The organism is Neisseria brasiliensis (assembly GCF_009671065.1).
In the GTDB taxonomy this organism is placed as follows: Bacteria; Pseudomonadota; Gammaproteobacteria; order Burkholderiales; family Neisseriaceae; genus Neisseria; species Neisseria brasiliensis.
On the sequence record NZ_CP046027.1, the window covers coordinates 1,753,982 to 1,777,655 of the forward strand.

Below are 23,674 nucleotides of genomic sequence, written 5' to 3' on the forward strand. Positions count from 1 at the left end.
AAAATCATGAAACACCTTCACGACTTACCAAGCTGGTCGAAATTGTGGAAGCATTTCGACCAAACCAAAACCGACCACATGCGTGCCATGTTCGAGCAAGACCCACAACGTGCCGAACGTTACTGGTCGCAAGTGGGTGGTTTGACGCTGGATTATTCCAAAAACCGCATCAACGACGAAACCTTGTCTTTATTGCTGGATTTGGCTCGCGAAGCCGGTGTGCCTGAGCGTATCAAGCAGATGTTCCATGGCGAGAAAATCAACTCAACTGAAGATCGCGCCGTGTTGCATGTTGCCTTGCGTAACCGCACTAATTCACCGATTGTGGTGGATGGCGAAGACGTGATGCCGAAAGTGAATCATGTGTTGCACCGCATGGGCGAATTTGCACATGAAGTGCGCAGCGGCAATTGGTTGGGCTACACCAATCAAGTGATTACCGATGTGGTGAATATCGGTATCGGCGGCTCGGATTTAGGCCCGTTGATGATGTGTACCGCGTTGAAACAATACGGCCATCCACGCATGCGCATGCATTTTGTATCTAACGTGGATGGTTCGCAATTGCGTGATGTATTGGAAAAAGTGCACCCTGAAACCACGCTGTTTATCATTGCCTCTAAAACCTTTACTACTCAAGAAACCTTAACCAACGCCTTGACCGCACGTGAATGGTTCTTGGCGCATGCCGGTGATGAAAGCGTGGTGGCGAAGCACTTTGTCGCCGTATCGACCAACAAAAAAGCCGTGGCCGAATTCGGTATCGATACCGCCAATATGTTTGAGTTTTGGGATTGGGTTGGCGGCCGTTACAGCTTGTGGTCGGCGATTGGTCTGCCGATTATGCTGTTTTTGGGCGAAGAAAACTTCATCGAAATGCTCAACGGCGCGCACTTGATGGATCAGCATTTCTACAATACGCCGCTGGAACGCAACATGCCGGTGATTTTGGCCTTAATCGGCATTTGGTACATCAACTATTACGGCGGCGGCAGCCATGTTATCGCCCCTTACGACCAACACCTGCACCGTCTGCCGAAGTTTATCCAACAGCTCGATATGGAAAGCAACGGCAAACAAGTCACACTCGACGGCCAAGCTGTGCAGCATGAGACTTCGCCGATTATTTGGGGTGAAACCGGTATCAACGGCCAACACGCCTTCTTCCAATTGCTGCACCAAGGCACCCACATCACCCCGATTGACTTGATTGCCTCTTTGGAAAAACGCAGCAATCTGCGCGGCCACCACGAAATTTTGTTGGCCAACGTCTTTGCCCAAGCCGAAGCCTTCATGCGCGGTAAAACACCTGAAGAAGCGCGTGCCGAGTTGCAGGCGCAAGGTTTGGATGAAGCGCGCGTTGAAGAATTGGTGCCGCATAAAACCTTCTCCGGTAACCGCCCGACTAACTTAATCCTGATGGACAAAGTTAACCCGCGCAACATGGGCAGCCTGATTGCTTTGTATGAACACAAAACCTTCGTACAAGGCACCATTTGGGGCATCAACAGCTTCGACCAATGGGGCGTGGAATTGGGCAAACAATTGGCCAAAACCATTTTGGCGGAACTGACCGGCGAGAGTGAACCGCAAAAACATGACAGCTCTACCGAGCGTTTGATTAATCTGTATTTGAATACCAATAAATAATGGATTAACCTAGAAAAGGCCGTCTGAAAAATATTTTTTCAGACGGCCTTTATTTTATAGATTTAAGTGAGTAAACTTAAATGATGTTTAATCAATCTTCCAAAAAAACATGCCGTCTGAAACTTTCAGACGGCATGTTTCTACATAAAGTAATGTTGATTAAGGCTTAACGGTTTTACCGTTAATTTTTAAACTAGTCAGACGCAGATTATACGATTTACCGTCATCTTCTTTATAAACGATTTGCGCCGGAATATTGTTTAAATTCGTGGCAAAAGAATAGTTAATCGTATCATCGCCGCGATGCACCACATAATTGCTGACAGGGGTCGAGCCGCCGCTGAATTTGTAACTTGCGTCACCCGATTTGCGCATATTGCTGATCGGGTAGATTTTTTTGCCGTTGGTGACATTTAAACCGCTTGGCAGCTTGGCGTCGCTCGCGGCCAATTGCCATGCCAAAGTAAACAAATCCATGGTAGTGCCGGAAACGGTTTTAGTTTGTTTGCTGTCGGCTTTGCCGTAGGTCACGCGGTTGCCGTTGAATTTGGCATCGGCATACACTTTACCATTGCGCGTTTCTTTGTAGTAAGTCGGCTTCAGAGTATTGCCTGAAATGGTACCGGCCGATTCAAAACGGATTTGATACAGTGGCACTTTAATCGTTGACACGATTTTGTAGCTGTTGCCGGTTCGGGTGAAATTCATGGTGGCCGGAATATTCAGATTGCCTGAGTATTGCAAGGTCGCCGATTTCGGCAACTCGGCCGCCATAAGTGTAGGCGCGGCCAAAGCGGTGGCCAATAAAGCGGTAAGGGTAGTGATTTTTTTCATTCTCTCTCCTGATATTAAGCCAGCAATGCAGGTGATTGCGGCTGTGTGTCGGTGTTTAAAACGCGGTTGCCTTGGATGTTCAGACGGCCTGCAATAAAATCGGCCACGGCTTTTGGAAACAATTGATGCTCGACGCTTAACACGCGTGCGGCCACATCATCGGCAGTGTCGTTATCCAAAATCGGCACCACGCCTTGGGCGATAATCGGGCCACAGTCTAATTCGGCAGTCACAAAATGAATGGTACAACCGGCCACGCGGCAACCAGCTCCCAAGGCGCGTTCATGAGTGTGCAAACCGGTAAACGAGGGCAGAATCGACGGATGAATGTTCATCAAACGGCCTTCGTAATGGGCACAAAATTCAGGGGTGAGAATGCGCATAAAGCCGGCCAACACCACTAAATCGGGCTGATAAGCATCAATTTTTGCCATCATAGCTTGGTCGAAAGCCAAACGTGATTCAAATGATTTGTGGTTGAGGCTGTCGGTAGCAATGCCGCGTTCTGCTGCCCAAGCCAAGCCGGCTGCGCTTTCGCTGTTGCTTAATACTGCAGCGATGCGGGCATTGGGGATTTGGGCGTTGACGATGGCCTGCATATTACTGCCGCGACCTGAAATCAAAATAACAACGTTTTTCATGACATAGACTTTCTGTATGGGGTTAAATTAAAGCCAATGAGAGATGAGAACAAGCATTTTAGCCTGATTTAACTGGCGTTAAGTTTAAGGTTGATATTGTAAATGATATGGGAAAGGCCGTCTGAAACTTTTTTCAGACGGCGTTGAAGCTTAAATAAAGACATTAAAAGCCTGCTTCAATAGCCCGAACGCCAAATAAAACATCACCAAAGCAATCACACCGTCGAGCAGTTGCCATACTTGTTCGCGTCTAAACAGCGGCAACAACAGCCGCGAGCCGAAGCCCAGTCCGCTGAACCATAAACCTGAGGCGCTGATGGCGCCGACTAAAAAGAATTGTTTGGCAGTTTGATCCAAGTTGGCTGCGCTGCCGCCAATCAATACCACGGTATCGATGTACACATGCGGATTGAGCAAAGTCAGCGCCAGTGTGGTTGCGGCGATTTTCAAGGCAGAAGGGGGAATGTGGTTTTCCGTATCTACCGTGAGATAATTGCCGCCTTGCCATGCGCGTTTGGCACTCATGACGCCGTAGGCCAATAAAAATAAGCCGCCGGCCAAAGCCAGCGCACCGGATAGTTTCGGGCTGCCGGAGAGTAAGGCGCTTAAGCCAAACACGCCTAAAGTCATCAGCACCACGTCACACAACCAACACAACAGCACCACCAGCCAAACATGCTGGCGCAACAAGCCTTGTTTCAGCACCAATGCATTTTGTGCGCCGATGGCCATAATCAAGCCGGCAGAAATGAGAAAACCGTTAATAAAATGGGACATGATTTTGATATAAACAGGCCGTCTGAACATGTTCAGACGGCCTGTTTGGCATGATAAAGGATTATTGGATTTTTTCGATTTGTACGTCAGGTTGGGCTGGCATGTCTTCCACGCCGCCGACTTTCACCAGCTTCACATCGAAAATCAAGGTTGAGTTCGGGCCGATTTTATCGCCCGCGCCTTGTTCGCCGTAAGCCAGTTTGGCTGGGATAAAGAAGGTTGCTTCGCCGCCTTCTTTCAACAATTGAACGGCTTCTTGCCAGCCCGGAATCACTTGATTAACCGGGAAGCTTACCGGTTGGCCGCCGTTTTGTTTGCTGCTGTCGAATACTGTGCCGTCAATCAAGCGGCCTTCGTATTCTACAGTTACCACATCGTCTTTGGTCGGTTTCTTGCCTGTGCCTTCGTTTTTCATCACATATTGCAAGCCTGAAGCAGTGGTTTTCACGCCTTCTTTAGCCGCATTTTCTTTCAGGAAGGCTTCGCCTTTTTCCAGATTGGCTTTGGCATCTTCAGTGCGTTTGGCTTGCGCTTTTTCCTGCTGTTCGGTCAGGAATTTCATCATCACCTCTTGCGCCTGCATTTCATTCATTTTCGGCTCTTTACCGTCATACACGGTTTGCAGAGCTTCGTTGAATACTTTCAGGTCGATGTCGGTGCCTTGGTCTTTCATTTGTTTCAAAGAACGGCCGATGTCCACACCCATTGCGTAGCTGGCTTGTTGCGCCGGTGTGCCGATGGCATCCACGCTGTTTGCTGCACCGGAAGCAGCAGAAGCTGCTGCAGGGGCTGCGCCCGCATCTTTTTTCTCACAAGCAACCAATGACAAGGCGGCGGCCAGAGCCAGCGCGCTGAATTTGAAAGTTTTGTTCATAATGCTGTTTCTTTGAATGAAAAAGGAAAACGTGATTATAGCCCAGAATGCCTGAAAATGAATCAGGCCGTCTGAAAAATTATCGTTGGATTTGTAAAGATGATGGATGGATTTCAGACGGCCTATGCCGTCTGAACACTTATGCCTTGCCTTCCATTTTGTGATGCTCAATGTCGAAACCGCTTTGACGGTAAGCACGGAAGCGTTCGCGTGCTTCGGCCAAATCTTCCAAACTGTTGCCGACAATTTCCAGTACACGCTCGGGCGGTTGTAGCGCGTCTGTCCAAAAATCAGGCGATAGGTTTAAAACGGTAATGTCGGCAGGAAGCGTGGGTAAGGTATGGCCGGTAGCCAGTAAAACCGGTGTTTCAGACGGCATCGTTTCATGGGGTTGCCAAATTTCGTGCGGGATAAAACTTTCCGCATCCTGCTGCCATAAATCGCGGTCGAGACGGGCAATCGCGTCGGCCGAATCCGACCAAACCAATACGCGGCCGCCATCACGAATTGCGCGGGCAGCCAAACGGCAGGCGAAAACGGCAGGTTGGGCGACATGGGTGTAAAAAGTGGCTTTGGGCATGGCAATATCGGGCAAGATTGAATCGTGTTGAATTATAACAAAAGGCCGTCTGAAAATATGCTTTTCAGACGGCCTGATTGATGAATGTAGTTTATTTCACATTACGCAAGTAATTCAACAGCAAAGGAACAGGGCGGCCGGTGGCGCCTTTTTCGCTGCCGGATTTCCATGCCGTGCCCGCGATGTCGAGATGCGCCCATGGGTAATCTTCGGTGAAATGCGACAGGAAAGTGGCGGCGGTAATGGTGCCGGCGCCCGGTGTACCGATGTTCGGCAGGTCGGCAAAGTTGGATTTGAGCTGTTCTTTGTAGGTGTCAAACAGCGGCAGTTGCCATGCTTTGTCGTTGACTTCTTTAGACGAAGCCAGCAGGCTGTCGACTAATTCTTGATTGTTGCCCATCACGCCGCTGACATCGTGACCTAAGGCGATGATGCAGGCGCCGGTGAGGGTTGCCACGTCGATGACGGCTTTCGGCTTGAACTGTTCGGCGTAGGTGAGCGCGTCGCACAAAATCAGACGGCCTTCGGCATCGGTATTCAGCACTTCGATGCTCAAGCCTTTCATGCTGGTAACGATGTCGCCCGGTTTGGTGGCCATGCCCGATGGCATGTTTTCGCAAGTCGGTACAATCGCAATCAGGTTAATCGGCAATTGAAGTTTCACGGCCGCGCAGAAGGTGCCGATGACGGTGGCCGCGCCGCACATGTCGAATTTCATTTCATCCATGTTCAAGCCCGGTTTCAGCGAGATACCGCCTGTGTCGAAGGTGATGCCTTTGCCGACCAACACGATGGGTGCGGCTTCTTTGTCTGCCGCGCCAAAGTAAGAGAGTTCGACCAAATAAGGGTCTTGCACGCTGCCTTTTGCTACCGCCCAAAACGAACCCATATTGGCTTTGATATAGTCTTTTTCGATGATTTTCGCCTGTGCCCCCAATCGCTCTGCTTCAGATTTGGCGGTGGCGGCTAAAAATTCCGGCGTGCATTCGTTTGGCGCGGCATTGCCCAAATCGCGGCACAGGCTTTGGCCGAACACTTGTGCATCGGCTACTTTTACGGCTTGGTTAACTTTTTCAGCATGCTCGGTGTGGAAAGTCGTGTGGGTGAGCTTGGCCGGTTTGGCTTCTTTTTTGTAGCGGTCGAAACGGTAGGCGGCGTTGCCAAATGCTACGGCAAAGGCTTCGGCCACGCGCGGGGCGTTGATTTCGCAAAACGGCATAATATCAACGCTGACTTTCTCTTGCTTCTGCGCCCATTGGGCGGCTTCGGCAGCGGCTTTGTCGAACGTGGCGCGTTCTAAGTCTTTCAGATACACTACGGCGATGGCTTGCAAACCGTTAGTAGCAGGGATTTTGGTTTCGGCAAAAGATTGGCCTTCTTCCAGCGAGCGGAACAGGGCAAGGGCGGTGTCGTTGTTGAGCTGGGCTTCTTCCGTACAAACAAATAACGCTGCGCCTGCCTGATTCGGCTGCAATTTTTCGGCTTTTGTGCTAAATTCCACGTTTATTCTCCTGATTGAATGTGGGTGTTCGGATGTTTCAGACGGCCTGTTGCCGTGTGAAAAAGATGAAATGATTGTACTCCATCATCAGGCCGTCTGAAACCTTATTTCATGATGTCGGCAGGCTGCGCGTTTGTGTTATGGCGTTTCAGACGGCCTGCAAAAAAGACAGCGAGAACCTGCCAACCGGCTTTGTGCCGCCCAGCTTGAAATAGCAATCATATGATTTATCAAAGAAATTTTATTAAAGAATTGTCCTTTACCGCGGTCGGCATTTTTGTGGTGCTGCTGGCGGTATTGGTGTCGACGCAGGCGATTAACCTGCTCGGGCGCGCTGCCGACGGACGGGTCGCGATCGATGCCGTGTTGGCCTTAGTTGGCTTCTGGGTCATCGGCATGACGCCGCTGCTGCTGGTGTTGACGGCGTTTATCAGTACCTTGACGGTGTTGACCCGCTATTGGCGCGACAGTGAAATGTCGGTGTGGCTCTCCAGCGGCTTGGCCTTGAAACAATGGATTAAACCGGTGATGCAGTTTGCCGTGCCGTTTGCCGTGTTGATTGCCGTGATGCAGCTTTGGGTGATGCCGTGGGCAGAATTACGCAGCCGCGAATACGCCGAAATTTTGAAGCAGAAACAAGAGCTTTCTTTAGTCGAAGCGGGTGAGTTCAACGCTTTAGGCAAGCGAAACAACCGCGTTTATTTCGTGGAAACCTTCGACACCGATTCAGGTGTGATGAAAAACCTGTTTTTGCGCGAACAAGACGACAAAGGTAACGACAACATCGTGTTTGCCAAAGAAGGCAATTTTGCGCTGACCGATAATAAACGCACATTAGAATTACGCAACGGCTACCGCTACAGCGGCACACCGGGGCAGGCCGATTACAATCAGGTGTCGTTTGAAAAGCTGAGCCTGATTATCAGCACTACGCCGAAAATCGTTGATCCGGTTTCCCATCGCCGCACCATTCCGACCACGCAATTGATCGGTAGCAACAATCCGCAGCACCAAGCCGAACTCATGTGGCGCGTGTCTTTGCCGATTAGCGTGTTGTTGCTGACCATGCTGGCAGTTCCGCTGTCGTATTTCAATCCGCGCACCGGTCATACTTATAATATATTGATTGCCATCGGTTTATTTCTGATTTATCAAAACGGCCTGACCTTTTTGCGCAACGCGGTGGAAGACGGCAAAATCCATTTCTTCATCGGCCTGATTCCGATGCACGTGTTGATGTTTGCCATTGCCGTGGTGTTGCTGCGTGTGCGCAATATGCCGGCGCAACCGTTTTGGCAAGCCGTGGCGAAAAGCTTGAGTTTGAAAGGCGGAAAATGAATCTGATTTCACGTTATATTATCCGCCAAATGGCCGTGATGGCTTTGTATGCTTTGTTGGCGTTTTTGGCTTTGTACAGCTTTTTTGAAGTGATTGACGAAGTCGGCAACCTTGGCAAAGGCGGCTACGACGGCGCAACAATGGCGCAATATGTGCTGATGCAGATGCCGGCGCGCGCGTATGAACTGATGCCGTTGGCAGTATTAATCGGCGGCTTGATTTCCTTGAGCCAATTGGCAGCGGGAAGTGAATTGACGGTGATGAAAGCCAGTGGCTTGAGCACCAAAAAGCTGTTGATTATTTTGGCGCAATTCGGTTTGATTTTTGCCTTGGCTACTGTGGCCTTGGGCGAATGGGTCGCACCAAAACTCAGCCAACGCGCCGAAAACCTGAAAATCACCGCCATCAACGGCAAGCTTACTGCAGGCGATACTGGTTTATGGCTGAAAGAGAAAAACAACATCATCAACGTGCGCGAAATGTTGCCGGATAAAACCCTGCTGGGTGTTAAAGTGTGGCAGCACAACGAGCAATACGAATTGGCGCAAGCAGGCGAAGCCGAATCGGCGGTGTTGAATGCCGATGGCAGCTGGCAGTTGAAAAATGTGCGCCACAGCGTGATTCACGATGACCGAATTGAAATCAAAACCGCAGCCGAGCAACGCTGGGAAACCGCGCTTAATAGCAAATTGCTGGATGTGCTGTTGGTCGATCCCGATCAAATGTCGGTGTCCGAGCTCACCACCTACATCGCGCATTTGAAAGACAATCATCAGCAAACGCAGAGCTATTCGATTGCTTGGTGGCGGAAAGTGATGTATCCGATCGCCGCCTTAGTGATGGCTTTGGTGGCCTATGCCTTTACCCCGCAAACCACGCGCCACGGCAACATGGGTTTGAAACTGTTCGGCGGTATTTGCTTAGGCTTAGCCTTCCACTTCGCCGGCCGCTTGTTTGGCTTTACCAGCCAGCTTTATGGTGTGCCGCCGTTTTTGGCCGGTGCACTGCCAACCATTATCTTTGCTGTTTGGGCGGTTTACCTGATTCGCAAACAGGAAAAACGTTAAACATTCAAGCAAAAGGCCGTCTGAAACTTAATGTTTCAGACGGCCTTTTAAATTGGTCAAGTTGATTAGCGGAGCCAGTCGCGTATGCGCTCTAATCCGCCAAAATTAATGCAGGCATCGGCATGGGCTTGTGCTTTGGGCTTGGCGCGATACGCTACGCCGATACCGGCGGCTTCCAGCATAGGAATGTCGTTGGCACCGTCGCCCATGGCTAAAGTTTGTGCAGCGGTTAAGCCGAGTTTATCGCGGTATTCTTTTAACAAATTTTGTTTTCTTTGCGCGTCCACCACATCGCCCAAGACTTGGCCGGTGAGTTTGCCATCGATGATTTCCAAAACATTGGCAAACTGGTATTCAAAGCCGAATCGTTGTTGCAGGCGTTCAGTGAAGAAGGTGAAGCCGCCGGAAACCAGCAGGAATTTCACATCGTGTTTTTTGCATTCTGCCAATAAATATTCCGCACCGGGCGACAGTTGCAATACGTTTTCATACACATCGTGTAAAAATTGTTCGTCCAAACCTTTGAGTAGAGCCACGCGGCTGCGTAAAGATTGCTCGAAATCCAGTTCGCCACGCATTGCTCGCTCGGTAATTTCGGCTACTTGTGCTTTCAAGCCGGCACCGGCGGCGATTTCATCAATGCATTCGATGGTAATCAGCGTGGAATCCATATCGCTGACAATCAGTCCCAAATCGTTAAATGCCATATCGGGCAAGACTGCGGCATCGATTTCTTGGCGGTCAAGCTCGGATTTCGCGGCAGCAGGCAGGGTAAAATCTTCGGCTACAGTAAAACGCAAGCTGTGTGGCATGTGTTGTGGTGCAGCGAGATTAAGGTTTTGCAATGCGCTTAAATCGCAGCGTGAAAGATCGGAGTGTTGCAGCACAAGAACGTTTGACATGATGGAGAAATGATTGGGTTGGGAAATCGCGATTATAGCAAAGAAAGAAAAGGCCGTCTGAAACAATCTGTTTCAGACGGCCAATATGTACAGCTTGGATTTGAATAGCTAAATTAAGCAGTCAAAGTGCCTTTGGTCGAAGGCATTTTGCCGCTCATACGCTCATCGTATTCCACTGCCATGCGCAGGGCGCGACCGAAGGCTTTGAACACGGTTTCGGCTTGGTGGTGGGCGTTTTTACCGCGCAGGTTGTCGATGTGCAGTGTCATCATGCTGTGGTTTACCAAGCCGTGAAAAAATTCGCTGAACAAATCGACGTCAAAACGGCCAATCATGGCGCGGGTGAATTCGATGTTGTATTCCAAGCCCGGGCGGCCGGAGAGGTCGAGCACCACGCGGCTTAAGGCTTCGTCTAAAGGAACGTAGGCATGGCCGTAGCGCCGAATACCCATTTTGTTGCCCAAGGCTTGTTTTAAGGCTTGGCCTACGGTGATGCCGATGTCTTCAACGGTGTGGTGGTCGTCGATGTGTAAATCGCCTTTGCACACAATATCCAAGTCAATCAAACCGTGGCGGGCAATTTGGTCGAGCATGTGGTCGAGAAACGGCACGCCGGTGTCGAAACGGCCGATACCGCTGCCATCCAGATTGAGCTGTACGGTAATTTGGGTTTCGCTCGTGTTGCGCGTCACGCTGACATAGCGGCCTTCGGTGGCGATGGGTGCAACATCGTTTTCAGACGGCATACCACCTTGAATGAGAGTTAAGTTAGCAGCTTCTGCCGCTTGTTCCTGCTCTTGCGCTGCGGCTTTTTCTTGGTCTTTGCTGTGGTCGCGGTCAAGCCAGCCTTTGCGCTTGCTCATGCCTTGTTCTAATTTCTGCGCCAAGCTTGGACGGATACCGCGGGCTTTTTCGTCGTCGACTTGTTCTTCCAAGCGGCGTTTGAGTTGGGACAAAGAGGCGGCATTTTCATAACCGCATTGGCGCGCCAGCTTGGTGAGAGAGCCAGCTTCTTCAATCAGTAAATATAGATTGTCTAAATGGCGTTTGGTTTTATTCATGGTGACAAGTCTCGTGTTTAAGCGTAAAGCTTGCGGATAATATTTAAGACGGCATCATTTTGCTCGGGCGAACCGATGGTCACGCGGACGCATTGATCCAAAAGCGGATGGTTGCCATGCAGTTTTTTAATCAGAATGTTGTTCTGCTTTAAGGTTTCAAATAATTCGACCGCATCAGGCACGCGGACGGTAATGAAATTGGCTTTGCTCGGAAAGGCTTTCAGACGGCCTATCGCGGATAATTCGGCAAACATGCGTTCGCGCTCGGTTTTTAATTTTAGCACATTGTCATGAATGATTTCAAAGTGTTGCATGGCAAATTTTGCCGTGGCCAAGCTTAATTGGTTCATATTGTAGGGTGGCAAGACTTTAGCCAATTCATTCATGATGTTTGCGCTGCCGGCCGCATAGCCGATACGGATACCGGCAAAACCGATTTTGCTGACGGTGCGCATCACCACCAAATTATCCACGCTGCCGGCTTGCGGTAGGAAACTGTCGTCGCTAAACGCACCATAAGCTTCGTCCACTACCACAATGCCTTTTGCTGCACGAATCACGGCTTCAACTTCTTCACGTTTAAAACGCACACCGGTCGGATTGTTGGGGTAGGCGATAAAGGTTAGCGCGGGATTGTGTGTGTCAATGGCAGCTAAAACGGCCGGTAAATCAAGCGTGAAATCGTCATTTAATGGCACACCGACATAGTTCATGCCAAATAAAGCCGCGTTTTGTTTATACATCACAAAGCTCGGTTCTACCGCCAGCATGGTTGCGCCCGGTTTGGCCAACAGCAGGCTGATGAACTGAATCAATTCGTCGGAGCCATTGCCCAAAGCCACAGATGCTGCTTCAGGGATATCAAAAGCTTCGCGCAAAGCTTCTTGCAGGCCGCTGGCAGCAGGGTTGGGGTAGAGATGCACATCGGCTTGAGCCAGTAGCGCCGTCCATTCGTTTAACAGCTCAGGCGAACCGGCAAACGGGTGATACGGGCTTTCCATCGCATCTAATTTGATAAAATCTTTCGGTAAATCGGCAACGTGATAAGCTGTCATGGCTTTAATGTCGTCGCGAATAAAATCAAGCGCAGGCATGGTGATTCCTATATATAGGGAGATGAGAACATTAGATTTCGCAAAATTTTATTGATAATGCGAATACAACACCGAGTGTTATTAATGCGCCGATACGCGCAAAGAATTGTAATGTAACATAAAAAAGCGCATAAAAACAGCTATTTTAGCGACAATATTTTTTCAGACGGCCTATAATGTTCAATAAATAGCTTAAACGGATTCTGAATGAAGGGGGACACAATGAAATGGATACCGTTGTTGATGACGGCAATGGCCCTCAGTGCCTGCCATGCACCCAACCAAAACACACAGCCTAAAAACATTACCGAAAGCCAAACACGCCAACAAACCAATAATCTAGTGGAAAAAGGCATACAAGCTTATGAGCAACACCGCTACGCCGAAGCCATGACATATTTCACCCAAGCATCGGCAGCGGGTCATATGAGTGCACCACGTTACATTGGCATGATGTATTTAAACGGTTACGGCGTGGAAAAAAATGCCCGTCGTGCAGTAGCCGAATTCAGCAAAGCCGCGCAATGGGGCGATGTGACCGGCCAATTCTGGTTGGGTTATTGTTATGAACAAGGCATTGGTGTCGCCCAAAACCGCGAGCAAGCCTTGAAATGGTATGAGCTTTCTGCCCGCCAAGGTGACGCTTATTCTGCCCCTGCTATGACTGCTTTAGGCCGTATGTCGGAAAGCGAAGATTTGCATGAAGCAATTGAATGGTATCAAAAATCTGCCGCAGTCGGCGATAAAGAATCACGCGTCGCATTGAAACGCTTAGATGTAAAACTGTAATGATAGATGAATGCGTATGAAAATATGATGAAAAACACATCAAGTTTTCATAGGTGTAAAATATATCATTGTTAATAAAAGGCCGTCTGAATATTAATATTCAGACGGCCTTTTATAGTTGTTTCAAATAGAAATCAGGCAAGGCGACAGCGACCACCTTGTACAAGTAATACATAAGAGCGCAGGCAATATTGTATGGCTATGGTTTTAAATGGCTATGTTATGCGCGGAAATACAAACCTGTCCCATCACGGATGCAACGTATCGGCCAATGATAAACCTGTTGCAGCAAATCTTCGCGCATCACGTCTTGTGGTGTGCCGGTGGCGATGATTTTGCCTTGATTCATTAAAACAATATGTTGTGCGTAATGAGCAGCCAGATTCAAGTCGTGCAGCACCATAATGCTGCTGAACGTGTTTTGTTGCTCGCGCAAATATTGCATCAATTTATGCTGGTGACGAATATCGAGATGATTGCAGGGTTCGTCCAAAAGCAACACGGGTGCGTTTTGCAACAGCGCGCGGATGATGTTGGCGCGTTGCTGTTCGCCGCCGGATAAGCGGCTGATGCGCTTGTCGGCTAAATCGATTAAATCGAAATATGCCAATAATTCATCGGTTTGTGCGGCTGTCTGTTTCAGATGGCCTGTGTATGCAAACGCAGATAACGCAATGTATTCGCGCACGGTCATCGGCATGGCGTATTGGCCGTGTTGCCCGACCCATGCCACTCGGCCTTGTTTGATTTGTGGTGTGGCAGGTTGGCCGAAAAGGTTCACTGTGCCGCTGCCGGCTTGGCCGATTAAGGCTTTGAGCAGGGTGGATTTGCCCGCGCCGTTGGGGCCGATGATAGCGGTGTTTTGATTGCATGGGAACGAAAGCGCGTCCACTTCAAGCAGGGTTTTACCGCGAATGGCGACTTGCAGCGACTGAATTTCAAAGGAAGCATTCATCAGCGGCTCCGCAACGGTTTGATAAACAAATACAGGAAAAACGGCCCGCCCAGCAACGCAATGATGATGCCCACCGGCACATCCACCGGATAAGTCAGCCAACGCGCCGCGCCATCAATAACCAACAGGAAAACCGCACCAAACCAAGCCGATAGGGCAATCAGTTTGCTGCGGCTGCCACCAACCGTTTGCGCCAGCACATTCGGAATCATCATGCCCAAAAAGCCGATGATGCCTGCTAATGATACCGCCGCACCGGTCATCAAAGCCGCGCCGATAACAGTTTGCAGCCGCACCGCGCCTACCGACACGCCCATACTGACCGCCGTGTCTTCCCCTGTCATCAACACATCCAAACGCTTGCCGCAAAACAGTAAAATCATAAAGCCTGCCGCCATTGTGATTAAGGCGAATAGGGGCGAAGTGAAGCCCGATTCGGCCAAGTTGCCCGACAGCCAAGTGGTTGCGCTGCGTAACACCATGTCGTCTGAAAGAAACAGAAGCAGGCTCACAATCGCAGCGGAAAATGCGCTCAACACAAAACCCATCACCAGCAAGCCCAGCGTGCCGCCGCCGAATAAGCGATGCGCCGCCAAAATCAGCAAACAAACGCCCAACGCACCGAGAAATGCCGCCATCGGCACGCCAATCACACCGCCACCGAATGCCAACACAATAATCACCCCCAAGGCCGCGCCGCCTGATGTACCAATCAGGCTGGGGTCGGCCAAGGGGTTTTCAAACAAAGCCTGCAAAGCCGCGCCGGAAGCTGCCAAACCTGCGCCGACCAGCAAAGCGGTGTAGATGCGCGGCAGACGGATTTGTTGAACGGTTTCGTCCATTTGCAGCGGTGATTGCCATTCGCCGAAGCCTATGCCGCTGCATATATAAATGGCGGCGAGGGTGAGAAGGATATTCAGGATAAGGGTGTGTGGTTTCATGTCGGTAAAGTGTTTCAGACGGCCTTTGGGTTTATTGTTGGGGACATTAATCTTTTAAATTTTAGGCGAAGGTTTCGGGCAGGAACGATTTTGCCCCCTCCCATCCCCTCCCCCGCAGGGCGGGAGAGGGTACGGGTTGCTGTGGGGGTGAGGATTGCTGTGGTTGGGTTGATGGTTTTTGTTTTACTGTTTACCTAAAGGTTGCAGGCCGTCTGAAAGCAAACCGTTTTCAGATGGCCTTGAGCTTATTTACCCAATGCATTCAAACGCTGTACCACTTGCGGTGTATCCAAGCCGTAACGGAACATGTCGTTGGCTTTCCAGAAATAGATTTTGCCGTTTTTAGCGGCGGGCGAGGCGGCGACTTCGGGTTTCACGGCAAAGCCTTTGAGGCCGCCCAGCGTTTGTGCGTGGTGGTCGGCGATGATGATGACATCAGGCTTGGCCGCCAGCCATGCTTCGCGCGTCATTGGTTTCATGCCATCAATGGCCGCTGCGGCGTTGATGCCGCCGGCGCGTTTGATGAGTTCGTCGGCAGCGGTGTTTTTACCGGCGATGATGCGGCCGTCGTAGCTGAAGAGATAGCGTTTGCCGTTGGCCGGCTGCTGCTTCATCTGCGCCTGCCATTTAGTCGCGAGCTGCTCAGCTTGGGTGGTTTTGCCGATGAGTTTGCCTACTGTGCGGATGCTTTGCGGGTAGGTGTTGATGTCGTCAGTCGGCGCAACGTTGACGGCATTCACGCCGGCCTTTTTCAATTGGGCGAAAATACCGGCAGGCTGCGCCATCCATGTGCCAAGTGCGATGTCGGGTTTCACGGCGATAATCGGTTCGGCGCTCAGGTTGCGGTGGATGCCGATGCTGGGTTTGCTTTTTAAGACAGGGTTTTGCACGGTTTGGTCGCGGCCGACTACTTCGTTAATCGAACCGAGCGCCACGACGATGTCGCCGACATCGGGTGTGAGCACCACAATACGTTGGGCGTGGGCAGTGGCGGCGGTAAACAATAATGCGCATAAGCTTAAGGTTTTGAAATTCATATCGGGGTCTTTCTGATTATTGTTTCAGACGGCCTGTTTCCATCTTAAAGGCCGTCTGAATATTAAAATTTCATCTGCAAGGTAGCCGCCACATTGCGGCCGCTTTCGGTGTAGAGGTCGAGCACGTTGGCGGTACTCATGCCGGCCACATCGGCGTGCTGCCAATATTTTTTATTGCCGACGTTGTACACCGTTGCGCCCAATTCGATGTTTTTGCTTGGTTTATACCATGCGCCGATGTCCCACACGCCGTAGCCCGGTGCTTGGAAAATGCTGTCGCTGCTGACGCGGCTGTGTTTTTTCGACCAGCGCAGTTTGGCGTTGGCGCCCCATTTTTCTTGCACATAATCCACGCCCAATACGCCGTTGAGTGGGTAGGCAGTGTTGAGCGGCGTGCCGTCTTTCTGTTCGCCTTTCATCCAAGCCAAGCTGCCGTTGACGCGCCAGTTGTCGGTGAACTTGTGGCTGGCGGCCAGTTCGGCACCGTAGGTTTTGACGTTGTCCAGATTTTGGTATTGATACTGGATAATGCTGCGGCCGTTGACCGTTGCCGTGCCGATTTCAGTGCGGTCGATAAAGTTCTTATAGCGGTTGTAAAACGCAGTGATTTGCGCGCGGGTGCGTTCGTCTCGGTATTTCAAGCCTGCTTCAAAACTATTGGAATATTCGGATTTCAGGTTGTTGTTGGGTAATACAGCATAGCCGTAGGTGGTGTTAGAGAAAGACATGGTGGCGCTGTCAAAAGGCGGTGTGCGGAAACCGCGCGAATAGCTAGCAAAGCCGGTGAACCGTTCGCCCATCGGCACGCTCAAGCGCAGGCTGGGAGCGAAAGTGTGGTCGCTGAAGCTGGTGGCTTGGCCATCGGGATTGGCGTTGAGATAGGCTTGGTCGATGCGGGTGTTGAGTTTGTCTTTTTCATAACGGATGGCAGGGGTCAGCACGACGCCGTTGTCAAAGGTTAAGCTGTCTTGGGCATACAGGCTGAAGGTTTTGCGTGTGCTGTCGGGAAAGGTTTTATTGGGATAAGTGCTGCCGGCGTACACCTTGCTGGTGGCACCGGTTAAGTTATCTACCGTCAGGCTGTCGCGCGGACGGGCGGTTTCGGTGTGTTTGAATTCTGCACCGGCGACAATGGTGTGTTTCACTGCGCCGGTTTGCGCTTCCCATACGCCCTTGCTGTTGATGCCGCGGATGGTTTGATCAAAGCCGTAATCAGAATAACGGGTTGAATCCGCGGTGGTGCGGCCGTTGATGCTGGTCACGCTGGCATTGACGGCATCGTCTTCGGAAGTCAGTTTTTGTTGATACACATTGACTGAAGCTTCTTTCAATGCATTCTCGCCACGGAAACGGTAGCCCAATTCCATGCGCTGACGGCGCACGCGGTCGCGTGCGGTGGCCAGGCTGTTGTCGGTGGTGATGGCCATATTGTTGCGTGTAACGGTGCTGCTACCCAAACTGTTGGCCAGATTGGTGTCGTTGGCGCGGTAGAATTGTTCAAACAAAGCTTCTATGCGGTGGGTTTCGTTACCGATGTTGCCTTTGGCTAAGATATTGTAGCTGTTGTTTTTTTGTGGATTGGTGGCGGTGCGGGAAGTTGAATAGCTTTTATTGCTGCCCATGTTTTCAGTTTCATGGCCTTGACGACGGGTCAGCATCAGCAAACCTTCGGCATTTTCATGATAACCGGCCATGCTGGCGGTGACACCGTGGCTGCGGTCGCGGCTTTTGTAGCCGTATTTCAGGCCGAAATGGCTGCGTTTGTCAGCATCGACAAAATCAGATGGCGAGTAAGTAGCCATATTCACCACGCCGCCCAAGGCATCGCTACCATATAGCGCGGAATAAGGGCCTTTGACAATATCGACTTGCTTCAAAGTGTCAGGTTCGACCATATCGCGGCCGGAAATCGCGCCGTTGGTGCCGCCGCCGGCATAAGATTCGGGAATACGGATGCCGTCGACCATCATCAGAATGCGGTTGCCGTCGATGCCGCGAATATTCACACCGGCATGGCCGCGGCGGTTGTTGTCCGACGGCACGCTGACACCGGCTTCATACAGCGTGATGTCGTCAAGGTTAGATGCATTCGCTTGATTGAGCGTTTGGCGGGTAATCACGGCCACATTCGGCGCGGCTTTATCAAGCTTCTGTGCGGTGCGGTCGGCGGTGACGGTCACGGTTTCCAGCTCTTGTTGTGCCATTTCGGCAGCATAAAGCGGAGTGGTAAAGAGGGCGGCGATACTGAGAGTTAAGATACGAGGTCTCATGATAATTAATGTGTGTGTTTATTGAATAGAAGTAATTATTATTTACAAAAATTTAAAAAAATGCAAGTTATTATCAATTTTATGTGAATAAAGGCCGTCTGAATGTTCAGACGGCCTTTGGGTTGTTTTAGTCAATTGAATAAAAAGTTATTGATATTAAACTGGATTTTAAGTCGGTAAGCTGTTGGTGATTTCTGTCCATTTGTCTAGCTCGGTTTCGCCTTCTTGGCGGCGGCCGAAAATCTGGATCACGGTGCGGCGGCGGGAATCAAAACCTTCAATGCAGGTCACAAAGCCTTCGCGTACCGGACGGCACACGACCCATGTTTCGACGATTTCATCGTCTTTCAGGTGCATACTGAAGCCTTCTTCTTTGCCATCGAGCACATTCAAATACCCGCGCGCGCGCACAATGTGATGCACTTTGCCGGTTTGAATCTGCACCAAGCCGCGGTTGCCGGCGAGAATCATGATTTCGATACCGGCATCGCGTGCTTGTTCTAAAACCGATTGCCATGCTTCATGGGTGAGCTTTTTCGTCATGCCTTGCGGCGCGTAAGGGTAGGACGCTTGGCGGTCAAGCGCGAAGGTTTCCAAAAGGCCGCTGAAATGATGCACATCTTTGATTTCCAACCAACGCTCTTGAAACGCGGCAATGCGGTTTTCCGGCAAGGGGGCAGGAATCTCCACCGGCGGCAGATCGGCAGTGGCAAATTGCGGTTTGCCCTCGGTTTGGAACTCGGCAATCAAGGCATCCCATGCAGCAATGCGGCTATCATCGCGCATAAACACTTTTTGTAACGCGGTGCCGAATTCATCGTAAAACTGAATCGAGCGCGAAACCTTATCGCCGTTGTGGTTGGTCACCGCCAAAACATGATGCCAACGCGCCGGAAAAATCCGTAAATCGATGCCACCGATATTGAGCGCGATGCCCGAAGTCGGTGCTAAGCTAACATTTTCATACACGCCTTGTTTCTCATGCACGCAGACATCATTACGCACCACGCATTGCACTTCTCCCAAAGAATGAAGCTTGAGCACCACGTCGCGAATGTTGCTGCCCAAATACACGCTTTGAGGCGCATCGGCCATTAATGCGCCTTCGCTAACACCCAAATCCGCCGCACCTTCGCGCGGAAAATACATGCCCTCGCGGGCGGCTTTGTTGGCTTGATATTGTTGCCAGAGGTTACTCATGATGAACTCCTTGTGAGACCTTTGCAAAATCCCTATCTTTGGCACATTTCTTCGTTGTGCGCTGCTCGAAAGCTTGCCTATCTTCGTGATATGTCTTCGCTTTCTACGCTGCTACAACTTTGAACTGTACTCAAATCTAGGGTTTTGCAAAGGTCTCTGTGTTAATTTTCAGACGGCCTGTCGGCGATTCAAAATATAAATGATAATGAATTGTATTTTATTTTTATCAGTATTGCCAAATTTATGATGAAAAACTCACCACCGTGCATTGAATTTTTGCCCACTAAGCCTTATAACAATGAAACAGAAATTATTTGATTGGAAAAAGAAAAAACATGAGCCATACCGTTCATCTGCAATTTGAAGGCATCGACAATACCGTGCTGCAACGCCTGTGCGGCGCGCTCGACGGCAATTTGGAGACCTTGGCCAAGGCTTTGGATATTGAAATCAGTCGCCGTTTTGAACATTTCACTTTTATGGGTGAACTCGCCCACGCAGGCCGTCGCGCGTTGTTGGCTTTGGCCGAAACCGCCGAAAAAGGCGATTTAGACGATCATGTGATTCAGTTGGCTGCAGTGGAAGCCAAAACCGCCGATGAAAAACATGAAGAAAAACACCGCGATCATCAATACTATTTCCGTACCAAACGCGGCAGCATCGGCGGGCGTACGCCACGTCAAAACGGCTATATCCGCGCCTTGCTCAATCACGATGTTGTTTTCGGCTTAGGCCCGGCCGGTACCGGTAAAACCTATTTGGCTGTGGCCGCAGCGGTGGACGCGATGGAAAAACACCAAATCGAGCGCATTGTGTTGGTACGTCCGGCGGTGGAGGCGGGCGAGAAACTTGGCTTCCTACCGGGTGATTTGGCGCAAAAAGTCGATCCTTACCTGCGCCCTTTGTATGACGCGCTGTATGATTTGATGGGCTTTGACAAAGTCACCAAGTTGATGGAAAAAGGCTTGATTGAAATTGCGCCGCTGGCCTATATGCGCGGCCGCACGCTCAATGGCGCATATGTGATTTTAGACGAAGCGCAAAACACCACGCCCGAGCAGATGAAAATGTTCCTGACGCGTATCGGCTTCGGCGCCAAAGCTGTGATTACCGGTGACATCAGCCAAATTGACTTGCCGCGCAATATCAAATCCGGCTTGAAAGACGCACGCGAAAAACTCGCCAACGTGGAAGGTTTGTATTTTCATACATTCACCAGCGAAGACGTGGTGCGCCATCCTTTGGTGCAGAAAATTGTTGAAGCTTATGAAGAAGCGGAAGAGGCTGAAGAGGGCAAACGTGCTGAATAAGTGAGGCTGTGTATTTAAAATAGGTGAAACAACAGGCCGTCTGAAACAATGAACTGTCCCCCAATTCTTGGACAAGTTAATAATCTTTCTCAAACAGCCTGTTCAAGCTGAGTTCTGTAAGCCACAGGACTCAGCTTTTTTAAATTCAAACTAATACGTTCATAATTGTAGTAACGTATGTAATCATCTATCACTTTGGTCAATTCTGTCACCGATAACACACCTTCCTGATAGAAGCTTTCCACTTTTAATGTCCCGAAGAAACTCTCCATCGGTGCGTTATCCCAGCCATTCCCTTTGCGCGACATGCTTTGCACAATGCCCTTCTCGGCCAGCTTTTCCCGATAAGCCTGAGTTCAGTAAAGCACACCTTGGTCGGAATGCAGCAGCGGGGTCTGCCCTTTCAGACGGCCGAATGCCTTATCCAGCATCTGCATGACCATCTTGCTGTCCGGCTTTCTACTGAGCTCATAAGCCACTATCTCACGGTTAAATACATCCAATATCGGCGATAAGTACAGTTTGCCGTCGGTGCATTTAAACTCGGTCACATCGGTCAACCATTTAGCTCCTGCTTTATCGGCAGTGAATGCACGCTTAAGGATGTTTTTCGAGGTCTCGCCTATGACCTGTGGACGATAGGCTTTTTTGTTGCGCACTTTGGCTTTTAGCCCCAATAGTCTCATAATACGTTGCACTTTCTTTTTATTCCACGACAATACGGCACCAATCCGCCGTTGGCCGTAGCGGCCTTTGTGTTGGTGATAGACTTCACTCACCGCTGCTTTGGCTTCTATATCGGGATCAGGTCTGCCGATGTGGTAGTAGAAACTGCTTTTGGGTATGCCGGCACTGTGCAACAGGTATTTCAGCGGGTGCTTCGCCCTCAGCGTTTGAACGGTTTCGCAGCGTTGGCGGCGTTCTTTTCGTTGAGGGCTTTCATGTGCTTTAGGTAGTCGTTCTCCGCCCTCATGTAGCGTAATTCTTCAATCAGCTCTGCCTGAGTTTTTTCATGGTCGGGTTTGTCGACGATAAAGGGATTCTTGCGTTTGGTCTGCATAGTCTTCATAAGCGTAGCCTGTGGGTGTTGAAGTGCGGTTATACCGCCTTGGCGGTAGGCGGCAATCCAACGGCGCAGATGTGTGCGTGAGACGTTGAAATGGTCTGCGGTGCGCTGTTGGCTGTGCACTTGATGGTAATGGAGTACGGCTCGGTATTTGAAGTCTAGTGTATATTTGGACATAAGAAAACTGCACCTTTTTAAAGTTGGGGGAAAGTGTCCAACTTTTGGGGTGCAGTTCACTTGTTTTCAGACGGCCTTTTTATTGAATGCTAATTTAATCAATCAATTGAATTTACGCTTCAAGCAATGCCCAAATATCTTCTTTTTCCAAAATACCGGTGCGTTTGAGTATGAAGCTTTTAATCATGGCGGTGGCGAGTTGTTCGGTCGGTAAAGGTCTTTGCGCCAACAGCAAACCAAAGCCATTTAAAAATTCTAAAGCTTTTTCTGCCCAAACTTCGCTGCTGCGGTCGCTGTTGGGGCGTTTTAACAATGGCGGGCGCAGGATGCTGGTGTGTTCAAAATTTAAATCGGTAATGGCGTGCTCCAATTCGCCTTTTATACGCATGTAAAACGATTTGGATTGGGGATTGGCCATGCCTGCGGAAACCAGCACATAATGCGCCACACCGTTTTGTCGGGCGGCTTGGGCGAATTGGTATTGGTAGGTGAAATCGATCTGGTATTGCTTCTCTTGGCTGCCGGCTTGTTTGATGGTGGTGCCGAGGCAGCTGAACAATACGTCGCCGCTGACTTTATCCTGCCAAGTGTGGGGTTTGTCAAAGTCGATGACTTCGACCGTGAGTTTAGGGTGGGTAAAATCCAGCGGTTTGCGCACGAATACGGTGACGTTGTCGATATCCGGATGTTGCAGCAATTGTTGGGTCAGTGGTTTACCGGTGGCACCGGTTGCGCCAATAATCAAGGCTTTCATGTTGTTCCTTTGTATTTTTCACGGCTTGGCTAAATCAAAATGCAGGCAAATTAAAGGTGGGGCCGTCTGAACAGCTTGGTTTGGCTTATTGTCGCATAAAAATCGATCAAAACGCATTTAGGCCGTCTGAAAACGCATCTTCATTGTTCAGACGGCCTGTTTGCGCGTATAGTAGGCATTATTTAATTTTGAAAACACATCATGACTTTTACCACGATTTTAAGTATCGCACTGGGCATAGGCTTGGCGGCTAGTTCCGGCTTTCGCGTATTTTTGCCGCTGTTTGCCCTGAGTTTGTCGGCTTATTTCGGGCTGTGGCCAATTAATGAAAGCTTTGAATGGCTGGCTTCCACACCTGCACTGATTATTTTAGGCGTGGCGACGGTGGTCGAAATCGGCGCTTATCTGATTCCGTTTATCGATAATTTGTTGGATACCTTGGCTGTGCCGCTGGCCGGTTTGGCAGGTACGGCGGTGATGGCTTCGACCACGGCAGATTTAAGCCCTGCGGTGACTTGGACGTTGGCCATTATCGCGGGCGGCGGTGCGGCTGCGGCAATTAAGGGCGTGAACGCGACTACGCGTGCGGCGAGTACGGCCACTACGGCCGGCTTGGCGAATCCCGTGGTATCGGTAGCGGAAACTGGCATCGCAACGGTGATGGCGGTATTGAGTTTGTTTGTGCCGTTTTTGGCGGTGGCGGTGTTGTTGCTGATTGGTTTTTGGTTGTGGCGCAAATACCGTCAGTATCGGCAGCGGGCGCAAACAGTTTGATAAATATTGAACAGGCCGTCTGAAAGTTAATCTTTCAGACGGCCTTTTATCTATGCTAAAAAAGCCGCAGATGATGCTCATC

24 protein-coding genes are annotated in these 23,674 nt (G+C 50.2%); 6 read left to right on the forward strand and 18 right to left on the reverse strand.

The genetic code is table 11. The features are described 5' to 3' along the window. Window positions 1-6: 6 nt before the first annotated feature. On the forward strand, window positions 7-1,650 hold the full coding sequence (pgi, locus tag GJV52_RS08785; RefSeq protein ID WP_100562900.1) for a glucose-6-phosphate isomerase: 1,644 nt from the start codon (window positions 7-9) through the stop codon (window positions 1,648-1,650). 159 nt (window positions 1,651-1,809) lie between these two features. Here the strand turns inward: pgi and GJV52_RS08790 are convergent, their stop codons facing one another. From GJV52_RS08790 to GJV52_RS08815, 6 genes are all read right to left on the reverse strand, one after another. Beyond that, window positions 1,810-2,484 carry a DUF3108 domain-containing protein gene (locus tag GJV52_RS08790; protein WP_100562898.1) on the reverse strand — a complete coding sequence of 225 codons (675 nt, stop codon included), beginning with the start codon at window positions 2,482-2,484 and terminating at the stop codon, window positions 1,810-1,812. A gap of 14 nt (window positions 2,485-2,498) precedes the next feature. Next, a complete protein-coding gene (gene purN, locus GJV52_RS08795) occupies window positions 2,499-3,125 on the reverse strand; it encodes a phosphoribosylglycinamide formyltransferase (protein WP_100562896.1) in 627 nt (208 codons plus the stop codon). Window positions 3,126-3,275: 150 nt separating this feature from the next. Beyond that, the gene (locus GJV52_RS08800) at window positions 3,276-3,902 is read right to left on the reverse strand and encodes a LysE/ArgO family amino acid transporter (RefSeq protein ID WP_100562945.1); all 627 of its coding nucleotides are present in this window, start codon (window positions 3,900-3,902) and stop codon (window positions 3,276-3,278) included. 61 nt (window positions 3,903-3,963) lie between these two features. Next, the gene (locus GJV52_RS08805) at window positions 3,964-4,776 is read right to left on the reverse strand and encodes an FKBP-type peptidyl-prolyl cis-trans isomerase (RefSeq protein ID WP_100562894.1); all 813 of its coding nucleotides are present in this window, start codon (window positions 4,774-4,776) and stop codon (window positions 3,964-3,966) included. Window positions 4,777-4,915: 139 nt separating this feature from the next. After that, on the reverse strand, window positions 4,916-5,356 hold the full coding sequence (locus tag GJV52_RS08810) for a DNA polymerase III subunit chi (protein ID WP_100562944.1): 441 nt from the start codon (window positions 5,354-5,356) through the stop codon (window positions 4,916-4,918). Window positions 5,357-5,447: 91 nt separating this feature from the next. Beyond that, entirely contained in the window at window positions 5,448-6,857 is a 1,410-nt protein-coding gene (locus GJV52_RS08815) for a leucyl aminopeptidase (RefSeq protein WP_095502465.1), read from the reverse strand. 222 nt (window positions 6,858-7,079) lie between these two features. Here GJV52_RS08815 and lptF point away from each other — a divergent pair, with 222 nt between their 5' ends. After that, window positions 7,080-8,195, forward strand: coding sequence for an LPS export ABC transporter permease LptF (gene lptF / locus GJV52_RS08825; RefSeq protein ID WP_095502464.1), 1,116 nt, complete (start codon window positions 7,080-7,082; stop codon window positions 8,193-8,195). Further along, the gene (lptG, locus tag GJV52_RS08830) at window positions 8,192-9,262 is read left to right on the forward strand and encodes an LPS export ABC transporter permease LptG (RefSeq protein WP_095502463.1); all 1,071 of its coding nucleotides are present in this window, start codon (window positions 8,192-8,194) and stop codon (window positions 9,260-9,262) included. The genes lptF and lptG overlap by 4 nt, the downstream gene beginning before the upstream one ends. A gap of 65 nt (window positions 9,263-9,327) precedes the next feature. Here lptG and serB read toward each other — a convergent pair whose 3' ends face one another. From serB to hisC, 3 genes are all read right to left on the reverse strand, one after another. Then, window positions 9,328-10,164: a phosphoserine phosphatase SerB gene (gene serB / locus GJV52_RS08835; protein WP_100562892.1), complete on the reverse strand. Its 837-nt coding sequence runs from the start codon at window positions 10,162-10,164 to the stop codon at window positions 9,328-9,330. Window positions 10,165-10,277: 113 nt separating this feature from the next. After that, the gene (gene hisB / locus GJV52_RS08840; RefSeq protein WP_095502461.1) at window positions 10,278-11,225 is read right to left on the reverse strand and encodes an imidazoleglycerol-phosphate dehydratase HisB; all 948 of its coding nucleotides are present in this window, start codon (window positions 11,223-11,225) and stop codon (window positions 10,278-10,280) included. Window positions 11,226-11,242: 17 nt separating this feature from the next. Then, complete coding sequence (gene hisC / locus GJV52_RS08845) at window positions 11,243-12,319, reverse strand: histidinol-phosphate transaminase (protein ID WP_100562889.1); 1,077 nt, start codon at window positions 12,317-12,319, stop codon at window positions 11,243-11,245. A 222-nt stretch (window positions 12,320-12,541) separates the two neighbouring features. Here hisC and GJV52_RS08850 point away from each other — a divergent pair, with 222 nt between their 5' ends. Next, entirely contained in the window at window positions 12,542-13,108 is a 567-nt protein-coding gene (locus GJV52_RS08850) for a tetratricopeptide repeat protein (protein WP_100562887.1), read from the forward strand. A gap of 220 nt (window positions 13,109-13,328) precedes the next feature. Here GJV52_RS08850 and GJV52_RS08855 read toward each other — a convergent pair whose 3' ends face one another. The 5 genes from GJV52_RS08855 to GJV52_RS08875 form a co-directional block, all read right to left on the reverse strand. Continuing rightward, a complete protein-coding gene (locus tag GJV52_RS08855; RefSeq protein ID WP_095502458.1) occupies window positions 13,329-14,063 on the reverse strand; it encodes an ABC transporter ATP-binding protein in 735 nt (244 codons plus the stop codon). Then, the gene (locus GJV52_RS08860) at window positions 14,063-15,004 is read right to left on the reverse strand and encodes a FecCD family ABC transporter permease (RefSeq protein WP_095502457.1); all 942 of its coding nucleotides are present in this window, start codon (window positions 15,002-15,004) and stop codon (window positions 14,063-14,065) included. Before GJV52_RS08860 ends, GJV52_RS08855 begins: the two co-directional genes overlap by 1 nt. Before the next feature lie 245 nt (window positions 15,005-15,249). Continuing rightward, window positions 15,250-16,041 carry a heme/hemin ABC transporter substrate-binding protein gene (locus tag GJV52_RS08865; protein WP_095502456.1) on the reverse strand — a complete coding sequence of 264 codons (792 nt, stop codon included), beginning with the start codon at window positions 16,039-16,041 and terminating at the stop codon, window positions 15,250-15,252. Between the two features lie 62 nt (window positions 16,042-16,103). Beyond that, complete coding sequence (locus GJV52_RS08870) at window positions 16,104-18,311, reverse strand: TonB-dependent hemoglobin/transferrin/lactoferrin family receptor (RefSeq protein WP_095502455.1); 2,208 nt, start codon at window positions 18,309-18,311, stop codon at window positions 16,104-16,106. A gap of 168 nt (window positions 18,312-18,479) precedes the next feature. Further along, on the reverse strand, window positions 18,480-19,511 hold the full coding sequence (locus tag GJV52_RS08875; RefSeq protein WP_100562885.1) for a ChuX/HutX family heme-like substrate-binding protein: 1,032 nt from the start codon (window positions 19,509-19,511) through the stop codon (window positions 18,480-18,482). Between the two features lie 335 nt (window positions 19,512-19,846). Between GJV52_RS08875 and GJV52_RS08880 the strand changes: the two genes are divergently transcribed. Then, window positions 19,847-20,821: a PhoH family protein gene (locus GJV52_RS08880; RefSeq protein ID WP_095502453.1), complete on the forward strand. Its 975-nt coding sequence runs from the start codon at window positions 19,847-19,849 to the stop codon at window positions 20,819-20,821. Window positions 20,822-20,910: 89 nt separating this feature from the next. Here the strand turns inward: GJV52_RS08880 and GJV52_RS08885 are convergent, their stop codons facing one another. The 4 genes from GJV52_RS08885 to GJV52_RS08900 form a co-directional block, all read right to left on the reverse strand. Then, window positions 20,911-21,129 carry an IS3 family transposase gene (locus tag GJV52_RS08885; protein WP_100562883.1) on the reverse strand — a complete coding sequence of 73 codons (219 nt, stop codon included), beginning with the start codon at window positions 21,127-21,129 and terminating at the stop codon, window positions 20,911-20,913. Window positions 21,130-21,177: 48 nt separating this feature from the next. Continuing rightward, complete coding sequence (locus GJV52_RS08890; RefSeq protein ID WP_154212867.1) at window positions 21,178-21,804, reverse strand: IS3 family transposase; 627 nt, start codon at window positions 21,802-21,804, stop codon at window positions 21,178-21,180. After that, complete coding sequence (locus GJV52_RS08895; RefSeq protein ID WP_095503833.1) at window positions 21,708-22,064, reverse strand: helix-turn-helix domain-containing protein; 357 nt, start codon at window positions 22,062-22,064, stop codon at window positions 21,708-21,710. The genes GJV52_RS08890 and GJV52_RS08895 overlap by 97 nt, the downstream gene beginning before the upstream one ends. Before the next feature lie 112 nt (window positions 22,065-22,176). Beyond that, window positions 22,177-22,818, reverse strand: coding sequence for an NAD(P)H-binding protein (locus tag GJV52_RS08900; RefSeq protein WP_100564550.1), 642 nt, complete (start codon window positions 22,816-22,818; stop codon window positions 22,177-22,179). Window positions 22,819-23,019: 201 nt separating this feature from the next. On the opposite strand from GJV52_RS08900, the gene GJV52_RS08905 reads away from it, so the two are divergent. Next, window positions 23,020-23,592 (forward strand): DUF4126 domain-containing protein, encoded by a 573-nt coding sequence (locus GJV52_RS08905; protein ID WP_095502921.1) that lies wholly within the window; start codon window positions 23,020-23,022, stop codon window positions 23,590-23,592. Window positions 23,593-23,674 lie beyond the last annotated feature (82 nt).

What these genes read in the sequence shown, in the direction of transcription:
- pgi (WP_100562900.1), top strand. Translation starts at nt 7, where the DNA reads ATGAAACACCTTCACGACTTACCAAGCTGGTCGAAATTGTGGAAGCAT.
- GJV52_RS08790 (WP_100562898.1), bottom strand. Translation starts at nt 2,484, where the DNA reads ATGAAAAAAATCACTACCCTTACCGCTTTATTGGCCACCGCTTTGGCC.
- purN (WP_100562896.1), bottom strand. Translation starts at nt 3,125, where the DNA reads ATGAAAAACGTTGTTATTTTGATTTCAGGTCGCGGCAGTAATATGCAG.
- GJV52_RS08800 (WP_100562945.1), bottom strand. Translation starts at nt 3,902, where the DNA reads ATGTCCCATTTTATTAACGGTTTTCTCATTTCTGCCGGCTTGATTATG.
- GJV52_RS08805 (WP_100562894.1), bottom strand. Translation starts at nt 4,776, where the DNA reads ATGAACAAAACTTTCAAATTCAGCGCGCTGGCTCTGGCCGCCGCCTTG.
- GJV52_RS08810 (WP_100562944.1), bottom strand. Translation starts at nt 5,356, where the DNA reads ATGCCCAAAGCCACTTTTTACACCCATGTCGCCCAACCTGCCGTTTTC.
- lptF (WP_095502464.1), top strand. Translation starts at nt 7,080, where the DNA reads ATGATTTATCAAAGAAATTTTATTAAAGAATTGTCCTTTACCGCGGTC.
- lptG (WP_095502463.1), top strand. Translation starts at nt 8,192, where the DNA reads ATGAATCTGATTTCACGTTATATTATCCGCCAAATGGCCGTGATGGCT.
- serB (WP_100562892.1), bottom strand. Translation starts at nt 10,164, where the DNA reads ATGTCAAACGTTCTTGTGCTGCAACACTCCGATCTTTCACGCTGCGAT.
- hisB (WP_095502461.1), bottom strand. Translation starts at nt 11,225, where the DNA reads ATGAATAAAACCAAACGCCATTTAGACAATCTATATTTACTGATTGAA.
- hisC (WP_100562889.1), bottom strand. Translation starts at nt 12,319, where the DNA reads ATGCCTGCGCTTGATTTTATTCGCGACGACATTAAAGCCATGACAGCT.
- GJV52_RS08850 (WP_100562887.1), top strand. Translation starts at nt 12,542, where the DNA reads ATGAAATGGATACCGTTGTTGATGACGGCAATGGCCCTCAGTGCCTGC.
- GJV52_RS08855 (WP_095502458.1), bottom strand. Translation starts at nt 14,063, where the DNA reads ATGAATGCTTCCTTTGAAATTCAGTCGCTGCAAGTCGCCATTCGCGGT.
- GJV52_RS08860 (WP_095502457.1), bottom strand. Translation starts at nt 15,004, where the DNA reads ATGAAACCACACACCCTTATCCTGAATATCCTTCTCACCCTCGCCGCC.
- GJV52_RS08865 (WP_095502456.1), bottom strand. Translation starts at nt 16,041, where the DNA reads ATGAATTTCAAAACCTTAAGCTTATGCGCATTATTGTTTACCGCCGCC.
- GJV52_RS08870 (WP_095502455.1), bottom strand. Translation starts at nt 18,311, where the DNA reads ATGAGACCTCGTATCTTAACTCTCAGTATCGCCGCCCTCTTTACCACT.
- GJV52_RS08875 (WP_100562885.1), bottom strand. Translation starts at nt 19,511, where the DNA reads ATGAGTAACCTCTGGCAACAATATCAAGCCAACAAAGCCGCCCGCGAG.
- GJV52_RS08880 (WP_095502453.1), top strand. Translation starts at nt 19,847, where the DNA reads ATGAGCCATACCGTTCATCTGCAATTTGAAGGCATCGACAATACCGTG.
- GJV52_RS08885 (WP_100562883.1), bottom strand. Translation starts at nt 21,129, where the DNA reads ATGTCGCGCAAAGGGAATGGCTGGGATAACGCACCGATGGAGAGTTTC.
- GJV52_RS08895 (WP_095503833.1), bottom strand. Translation starts at nt 22,064, where the DNA reads ATGTCCAAATATACACTAGACTTCAAATACCGAGCCGTACTCCATTAC.
- GJV52_RS08900 (WP_100564550.1), bottom strand. Translation starts at nt 22,818, where the DNA reads ATGAAAGCCTTGATTATTGGCGCAACCGGTGCCACCGGTAAACCACTG.
- GJV52_RS08905 (WP_095502921.1), top strand. Translation starts at nt 23,020, where the DNA reads ATGACTTTTACCACGATTTTAAGTATCGCACTGGGCATAGGCTTGGCG.